Origin of the sequence: Psychrobacter sp. Pi2-52 (assembly GCF_904846705.1) — a bacterium.
Classification (GTDB): domain Bacteria; phylum Pseudomonadota; class Gammaproteobacteria; order Pseudomonadales; family Moraxellaceae; genus Psychrobacter.
Genome location: NZ_CAJHBS010000017.1, coordinates 68,406 through 77,149 on the forward strand (window position 1 = coordinate 68,406; position 8,744 = coordinate 77,149).

Genomic DNA, 8,744 nt, shown 5'->3' on the forward strand with positions numbered 1-8,744 from the left:
ACAAATATAGAACAAAGACAGAGTCACTCTCTAAATATTCTGACTCTTAAATTTTATAGTCGTGTACTGCATCCACAAACACTTTGGCATTGTCAGGGTTAACCCACTGGGTGATACCATGACCTAAGTTTGCTATGTAACCAGTCTTTTCACCGTCAGCGTAAGCACGGTCAAGCATGGCGTTCACTTCAGAACGGATAGTTGCAGGCGAGCCATATAACGTCGCTGGATCTAAATTACCTTGGATAGCTTTGCTGCTTTGCAATTTATTATGCTTTTTGGTCAATTGACGCTGACTTTCAGTCAATACTTGACGCGCACGATCAATCGGCATCGTCCAATCTAAACCTAGCACATCTGCTTCGCTGTCAGCCTGAATATCAAGCCATAACCCACCACCTTTAGTGAATAGCACTACAGGTACTTGTGGATGACGTTCTTTTAGTTCAGCGACAATACGTTTATTATAAATGTGTGAGAATTCGATAAATTGACGGTGGCCTAACGCCCCGCCCCAACTATCGAATATCTGTACAATTTGAGCGCCAGCAACGATTTGGGCATCTAAATAGTCAATAACTGACGTCGCCAGCTTATCTAATAACTGATGTAAAAAATCAGGGTTACTATACAAGAAGCCTTTGGTATAACGATAATCCTTCGAGCTACCGCCTTCTATCATATAAGTAGCCAACGTCCACGGACTACCAGAAAAACCAAATAGTGGAACTTGTCCATTCAATGCTTTACGAATACTGGTTACAGCACGCATTACATAATCTAGAGAGTCGTTTGGCTCAAGCACTGGCAATCTATCAAGATCTGCTTGCGTACGAATAGGATGCTTAAATTTAGGACCTTCACCTGTTTCGAAATACAAGCCCAATCCCATCGCATCAGGGATAGTTAAAATATCACTAAACAAAATAGCGGCATCTAAGTCATAGCGGCGCAATGGCTGTAGAGTCACTTCAGTAGCGCGGGCTGTATCTTTGCACAGACTCATAAAGTCACCCGCTTCAGCACGAGTGGCTTTATATTCTGGCAAATAACGACCAGCTTGGCGCATCATCCATACCGGTGTGGTATCGATGGGCTCAAAACGTAATGCACGTAGCAATCTATCATTTTTTAAAGGTGCAAACTGTTGCTGAGCCGAGTTACTACCGTCTGAAGCACTCATGTACAAATCTCCAAAACCGCACAATATCCATATTTATCAATGGATATTGTGCTGGATAAAATAAGTTGAATAAAAAAGGTTATATAAAAGCGCTATACAGTTAATGCAAGATTGTCACGGTGTACCATGACGACACGTTCTTCGCTACTGCCAAAGATCTTATCGAACTGTTCAGTACGCTCACGAGCGACGCGGCGCGCATCATTCGATGAGAAGTTTACCTGCCCAACGGCTATGCGTTCGCCAGTATCTTGATGAATGATTTCCACCACATCACCTTCATCAAATCCGCCCTGCACTTCTACAACACCCACTGGCAATAAACTTCTATTGTGCTCAGTCAATGCTCTTGCAGCACCTGCATCGACGACCAAGCTACCTGACATACGTAGATGCGCAGCTAGCCACTGTTTACGCGCGATGATTTTATCTTCGTCATTAGTCGTCAGCAAGGTACCTACGGCTTCACCTGATACCACACGGGTAATAACGTCATCGATAGCACCGCTGACGATAACGGTAGGACAGCCACCCATTGCCGCAAGGCGTCCAGCACGGATTTTGGTCAACATACCACCGCGTCCAAGCTTACCGCCGTCTCCTGCAATATCAAATAAATAATCCGCCATTGCACGTTCTTGGCGAATCATCTTGGCATCAGGATTATCACGTGGGTTATCAGTGAAGACACCTTCTTGATCGGTTAAGATAATGTACAAATCAGCATTAACCATTGCGGCTGCCATCGCACCCAAGGTATCGTTATCGCCAAATTTAATCTCATCAATCGTAATGGTATCGTTTTCATTGATAACAGGTAGTACGCGCCATTCTAATAACTGTGTCAGCGCACCCGTCGTGTTGAGGTAACGGCTACGATTAGACAAATCATCATGAGTTAGGAGTAGCTGCGAGCTTTGAATGCCATGCTGAATCAAAGCTGACCACCATGTTTCAATCAACCCCATTTGACCAATAGAAGCACAGGCTTGTAGTGCTGCTAGCTTTTTGGGGCGTTCCTCAAGGTTCATACGTACCACACCTTCAGCAACGGCACCTGATGATACTAGCAGTACCTCAACGCCTTTTTTGTGCAGCTTAGCAATTTGCTTTGCCCACTCATATATGGCAGTACGATCCAGCCCTCGACCGTTATTGGTTAATAGTGATGAACCAATTTTGACAATAACGCGCTGAATATCAAAGTTGCGAGTTTGCTTAACAAATCTTGCTTCTTCCATCGTGTTTGCTATGTCATCTGCCATATAAACTCCTTTTTTTTCATATAAATTGATTGTAGGGATTAAATTCACAATTCAAGTATAACTGCTCAAGCATACTAGCTTAAGGAACGTACATTACCTCAACGCCATCGTCATCATCGTCGTCAAAATCAGACGTATCCAAGCCTTCACGCGCCGCTTTACGAGCGGCACGATACGCTTCACGCTGTGCTTCAGTGTTAAGACGTACTTCAGCTTCTAAACGCTCAAAACGTTCTTTTTGTGCTTCAGCGAAGATAGGATCTTCTATTTCACGCTCACGCTCAAGCTCGATATCATTCATTAGATGATACTTGACCGCATCAACGCCTTCACCAGTTAGCGTTGCCGTACGGAAGACCATACCAGTCCAACCAAGCTCTGCGACGATATGAGTACAAAGCGAATTCAAATCTTCATCATTGACCTGATCGATTTTGTTTAATACCAAAATCTGCGGCAAGTTGGCCAATTCAGGAGAAAAACGCTCAAGCTCGTTTAAAATAACACGGGCATTCTCGACTGGGTCGCTGCCATCAACAGGCTTGACATCAACTAAGTGTAGCAGACGACGCGTACGCGCAACATGTTTTAAGAAGCGAATACCAAGTCCGGCACCTTCTGATGCACCTTCAATAAGACCAGGAATATCTGCCATTACAAATGAACGATGACGACCAATATCGACCACACCCAAGTTTGGTACTAGGGTGGTAAACGGATAATCAGCCACTTTTGGTCTAGCAGCAGAGACTTGACGAATAAAGGTCGATTTACCAGCATTCGGCAAACCAATCAAACCAACATCAGCGACTACTTTTAGCTCAAACTTAAGAACTTTTAGCTCGCCTTCAAAACCTGACGTCGCTTTACGCGGCGCTTGGTTGGTCGAGCTTTTGAAATGGGTATTACCCAGACCACCGTCACCACCTTTAGCAATCAGTAGTGTCTGGCCGATCTCAATCAAATCGCCCAATACTTCGTCTGTCTCGGTATCAACTACCGTCGTACCAACTGGTACTGGTAAATAAAGATCATCAGACCCTTTACCTGAACAGTTTCTACTATGGCCGTTCTCAGCACGCATGGCGTCATGACGACGCGTATAACGATAGTCGACTAGGGTGTTGGTATTGTCTTCTGCAATGACATATACATCTCCGCCCTTGCCGCCATCACCACCATCAGGTCCACCACGTGGAACATACTTTTCTCGGCGAAAACTGGCGATTCCGTTACCACCGTCACCTGCTTTTACCGTTACGACGGCTTCATCAATAAATCGCATCTTACGTTCCTTAATTCACAATCCAGTCTATAAACTGGTTACAACCAACGGTTGTATTTTGGGGTTTTGCTATGTTGTTGCGTCAAAATATACACTGTATAAAGACTACTTTTACTTAGTGCCCATTATGACAATAACACCCGATAATCAATCGGACTATCGGGTGTTTAAGTATGACAGTTAAAGTCCTACCAAGCTATTCAAAGTAGTATCTGCTACAGCGCCATTCTTATGACACGATAGCGCTACTATACTTGGTATGACGTTATTGCTCTACTGTACTTAGTAATCTATGCTGGAATCTGAGCGTAGCTGATTCCGGCCATCTGCGTCGCCAAACGCAATACCTGAGTACTATAACCTACTTCGTTGTCATACCAAACATATACGATAGCTTGGTTGTCAGTCAAAATAGTGGCTTGAGCATCGATAATACCAACATGAGTCGTACCAACGAAATCCGTTGATACCGCTTCTGTAGAATCTGTGTAAGCAATCTGCGACTGCCAAGTGCTGCTGTTAGCCATTTTGCGCAAGAACTCATTTAACGCATCAGCGCTTGCTGGAGCAGTTTTCAGATTCACGTTCAAGATGGCTAAGCTAACATTTGGCGTCGGTACGCGAATAGCGTTACCCGTTAGCTTACCATTTAGTTCTGGCAATGCTTTACCAACAGCTTTTGCAGCACCAGTACTGGTGATAACCATGTTCATCACCGCACTACGACCACGGCGGTCTGCTTTATGATAGTTATCAACCAAGTTCTGATCATTGGTAAATGAGTGAATAGTCTCTACATGACCATTTACAATACCGTACTCATCATTCAATACATTCAGCGTTGGCGTAATCGCATTAGTCGTACAGCTAGCAGCACTAACGATCGTATCATCACCAACGGTATCATTGTTCACGCCATAAACGACGTTTTTGATATCGCCGCCAGCAGGTGCTGTTAGCAACACTTTTTTCACACCAGTAGACTGTAAGTGCTTACCAAGGCCTGCTTCGTCTTTCCAGATACCTGTGTTATCGATAACAAGAGCATTGTCGATACCATAAGCAGTATAGTCGATTTCGCTTGGGTCTTTCGCATAGATAACTTGTACAAAACGACCGTTAACGATCATGCCGTTGTTGTCATCATCGATACTGATGCCACCCAAGAATCTACCATGGATCGAATCACGCTCAAGCAATGAGATACGTTTGGCCAAGTCACCAGCAGCGGCTGGACGTACAACGATCGCTTTTAGTTGTAGACCTTTCGCGCTTGATGCTTGTGACAATAGCAGACGAGTCAAGATACGACCGATACGGCCAAAACCGTAAAGCACAACATCCGTCGCGCCATTTACAGCACCAGCGTTGTTGATAGACTGTAGAGCGGTTTGTAAGTCAGTTTCATTAGCAATCAATTGACCAACATCGATACGAGTGGCTTGGATATCAGTGTTTTCTGAGATAACTTTTACCATCGCTAGAGTATCAGCGATATCGATAGCCTTGGCGCCATGATCGCGTAGTGCTACTTTTTGATGTAAAGCAAGTATTTGACCAACTGAGGTAGAGTCTAGCGTTTCGCCAAACAAAGTCACTTGTACGTCTTGCTTGTTATAGAGCTTGTTTAGTAGCCCCATAAGCTCAATCGCTTGTTGCTCTTGATTGTGGTAGTTGTTCAAGTGGTCTTGATGTAATTGGCGTAAGGTATCAGCGTTGCTCACGAGAAACATCCTTATGGTCAGTAATGTATGATCAATAAAATATGAAGAAGTGTAAAATAGATAGGTCGTGTATGCTCTAAATAGCGACTCTAATATGATAATCAACCACTATCAATATGGGTTATTGACGCTAGAGTATTTGAATCGCCTAGATTTTAGCCTAAAACGCCTCATTTTGCCAGTGGTAACCGATTAGCTAGCGTGCATAATAGGTTTTACTCTCGTATATAGCTCTTATATACAGCTCTTATATATAGTTCTCATATACAGCTAGTAATAAAAATAAAGGCAGCTTTATATGCTGCCTTATCGAGACGTAATGAAATAATAATTGCTATAGGGCTTAATTAACCAAAGCAGTAAATTTAGTTATAACACTTATGGTGCTAGACTCACCGTTTGATTGCTCTGCGACGTCAATGTAAACTCTTTTAAGTCATAACCTTGCTGCTGAGCAATTTGACGATATTTGGTATACGTTTCCTGACTGATATTTGGCGAGCGTGCTAGTAGCCATAAGTATTTCTTATCAGGTGTCCCTATTAGCGCAGTTTTATAATTTGCATCACGTGCTAGCACCCAATAATCAGCACGGCCGACCGGAATCCAGCGAATCCACTTCGGTAAGAACGTCACCTTTAGTTTGCTGCCGCTTTCATCGACTGGCTTAGCCAAACCTTCTGCCACGATACCTGAACCGTCCTTGCTCACACACTTATTAGTAACCGTGATTCCTGAGCCGTCATCTTTTTGAGCATAGTTGGCGGTCACATCGCCTGCACATTTACGTTGGAAATACATCGGCAAACGGCCAATCTCATACCAAGTACCTGCATAGGTATTTAGATCTACGCTATCTACGGTGGTTGGCGTGCTTGCAGATTTATGAATGATATCACTCGGCTTAACCAGTAGCATATCGGTCGTGACCTTCTCACTCATCGCATCATCAGACATGCCATTAGTTGCCGTGTTCACTGGCGGCGTGGCCGCATAGGCTGAGAACGCTGCTAACGGTATAATAATCGCTAAGGCAATGCCTGTATGTTTGATCAGTCCATTCATAAATATGCGCTCCGGTATTTCTTTGTAAGATGAATTATTTGTTGATGAATCACTGATTTTCTCAGCGTCGATGGCGTGTTCAGAACTACTGTTTAGATTATCTATTTGATCCTCTAACAGTCCTGACATTAATGGCTCATCTTCATTTAGCTTTTGTGGTTGCTTATTTTGTAGTTGCTTATTTTGCGCTGACTTATAACCAGATGATTTATAGCCACTAGCCACGTCATGATTGTCCTCATTGCTATTTTTTAGATCTTTGCTTATTTCATTGTTACTCATAGCTGACTCTTTTGCCCTAGGGCTTTTGTCGGCGCTTTTGTATCCAAAATAGCTGTCTTGCGAAGACGTGTCTTTTGCCAGATGGTGCGAATATTCGCCATTCGAGCTGTCGTGATTATAGCTAGCATCATTACTAGCTTGGTTTGTCTGTTGCGTATCATCGCCATATTCATTGTCATTGAGCGATTGCTTAGGCTGCTGAAGTTGAGAACCAGCTGCCTGTGAATCAGTCCATGCTGACTCAGGTAACTTATTGGTTTTCATATGAGTACCATTCTTAAATAGTGATTGTTAAAAACGCTTTATGTACGGCATCTATTTGGTCTCGTTTTCTAAAAGCCATTTGCTTTGGTATAAATTATTCGTGCAAAACTTGACTCTACAAAAGCTTTTTTATTATTGTATTTTGAACATCACTTTTGATCAGTCACTCGTCTATAGAAATAAGATCAACGTATCGTAGATATGCAATATATATTAAGGACAACTGGACTATTAAAACAGTAGTGCAATGTAGGAAAACGCAACGGTTTGTAAGTAACTATGGGGTTTGAGTGTTGTTTGAACACATCATAACCACATAGTTACTTGCTGGATAACTAAGTTAAAAATCAGTTATTTGAACTTACTAAGCTTAATACAGAAGTCTAATGCGGGTCACATTCAGGCAAATGGCACGATGGATTCCCTATAGCTTTCTTGAAGTATGCGGATTATATAAACTGACGGATACCTGCCACACTGATACCGCCATATTGCAATGCTTGATTGAGCATAGCAGGCTCCAGCCCGCCTAACCCAATGACAGGCATATCAGCTAATTCTGCTAACTCTGACCATACTTCCCAGCCAAGCGGTGTGTCATCAGGATGCGTTTGGGTAGCGAGCACAGGCGATACGAAAGTACCAATCACTGGTGGTAATGCATTCTGTATGCGCATGCTGGCAAGTTTGTTGGCTGCCGTTATGCTTGCAATATCATGACAGCTGACGATAAGCGGATAGTCTTTAGATAACGACTGTGTAAGAGCTGTAGAACTGCCTACCTCATTGAAACACTGCATCAGTGTCGAGTGTGTTAAATGCTTAGCAATTATCCGCTGGCCAGTTTCTGTCTCATTAGCGGTTGGTGATTCCTCAACATTCAAAGGCTGCTTATTATCATTAGGTAAAATCGCTAAAATATCTGGGCGTACCGTCATCAGTTGCTCAGCAAGATGCTTAGAATTTGCATCCTTCAATCGGATATATACCCCTGACTCTGATGCTAACTTTTCTTGATGATGCTGTAGCCATGCTGCCGCTGCATCAGTGTGTGTGTTGAAATGTGCCAGAGGATAAGTAATCGCTATCTTCGATGGGAGTTTCAACCATTCAAGGATTGTCTTATTAGCAGCAGGCAAATGATAATCTCCTGCCAAAAGCTGCGATTTGCTTACCCAAGTTAATGCCTGCCCTTCTAAACCCTGCTCACGGTGTCTATGCTGCTCGTACTGCTCTGCTGTCAGCTCAATCTTATAAACCTGTAAGCTGACCTGCTTGTCGCCATAATCATGATGCAAACGCCCAAGCTTAACGATAGTATTATTATCAAGCAGGATACCTGTCTCTTCAGCTACCTCTCTTATCAACGCCTGCGCTGCTGACTCATTTGCTTCTATCTTTCCACCGACAAACTCGTAACGATTTCCTTGATGCTGAGTAGCATCTCGAAACCCAAGCAAATACTGATCTTTATAATGAATGACAGCCACTGCAACATTTACAATGCTAGGTTTGTCAGTTTTCGTCTTACTATTTGTCTTACTTTCCGGCTTCGTCTCTGATTGTTGATTTGACCAGTTCAACATACTTATATCCTTTATTTCGGTATTTACTCTGATTATTTTTGATAATTTAATAGTTTTTATAGGCTAGATGATTTATTTAAATTTATTACC

At 42.9% G+C, this 8,744-nt stretch carries 6 protein-coding genes; all 6 read right to left on the reverse strand.

Features of this window, described 5'->3' with window-relative positions:
* Positions 1-46: 46 nt before the first annotated feature.
* Positions 47-1,183, reverse strand: coding sequence for a uroporphyrinogen decarboxylase (gene hemE, locus JMY00_RS09945; protein WP_201580051.1), 1,137 nt, complete (start codon positions 1,181-1,183; stop codon positions 47-49).
* A gap of 92 nt (positions 1,184-1,275) precedes the next feature.
* Positions 1,276-2,448, reverse strand: coding sequence for a glutamate 5-kinase (gene proB / locus JMY00_RS09950; protein WP_057759177.1), 1,173 nt, complete (start codon positions 2,446-2,448; stop codon positions 1,276-1,278).
* Between the two features lie 79 nt (positions 2,449-2,527).
* Positions 2,528-3,733 (reverse strand): Obg family GTPase CgtA, encoded by a 1,206-nt coding sequence (cgtA, locus tag JMY00_RS09955; protein WP_201580052.1) that lies wholly within the window; start codon positions 3,731-3,733, stop codon positions 2,528-2,530.
* 290 nt (positions 3,734-4,023) lie between these two features.
* Entirely contained in the window at positions 4,024-5,466 is a 1,443-nt protein-coding gene (locus tag JMY00_RS09960) for a glyceraldehyde-3-phosphate dehydrogenase (RefSeq protein ID WP_201580053.1), read from the reverse strand.
* 369 nt (positions 5,467-5,835) lie between these two features.
* Entirely contained in the window at positions 5,836-7,068 is a 1,233-nt protein-coding gene (locus tag JMY00_RS09965; protein ID WP_201580054.1) for a lipocalin family protein, read from the reverse strand.
* 449 nt (positions 7,069-7,517) lie between these two features.
* Positions 7,518-8,654: an NUDIX domain-containing protein gene (locus JMY00_RS09970; RefSeq protein ID WP_201580055.1), complete on the reverse strand. Its 1,137-nt coding sequence runs from the start codon at positions 8,652-8,654 to the stop codon at positions 7,518-7,520.
* Positions 8,655-8,744 lie beyond the last annotated feature (90 nt).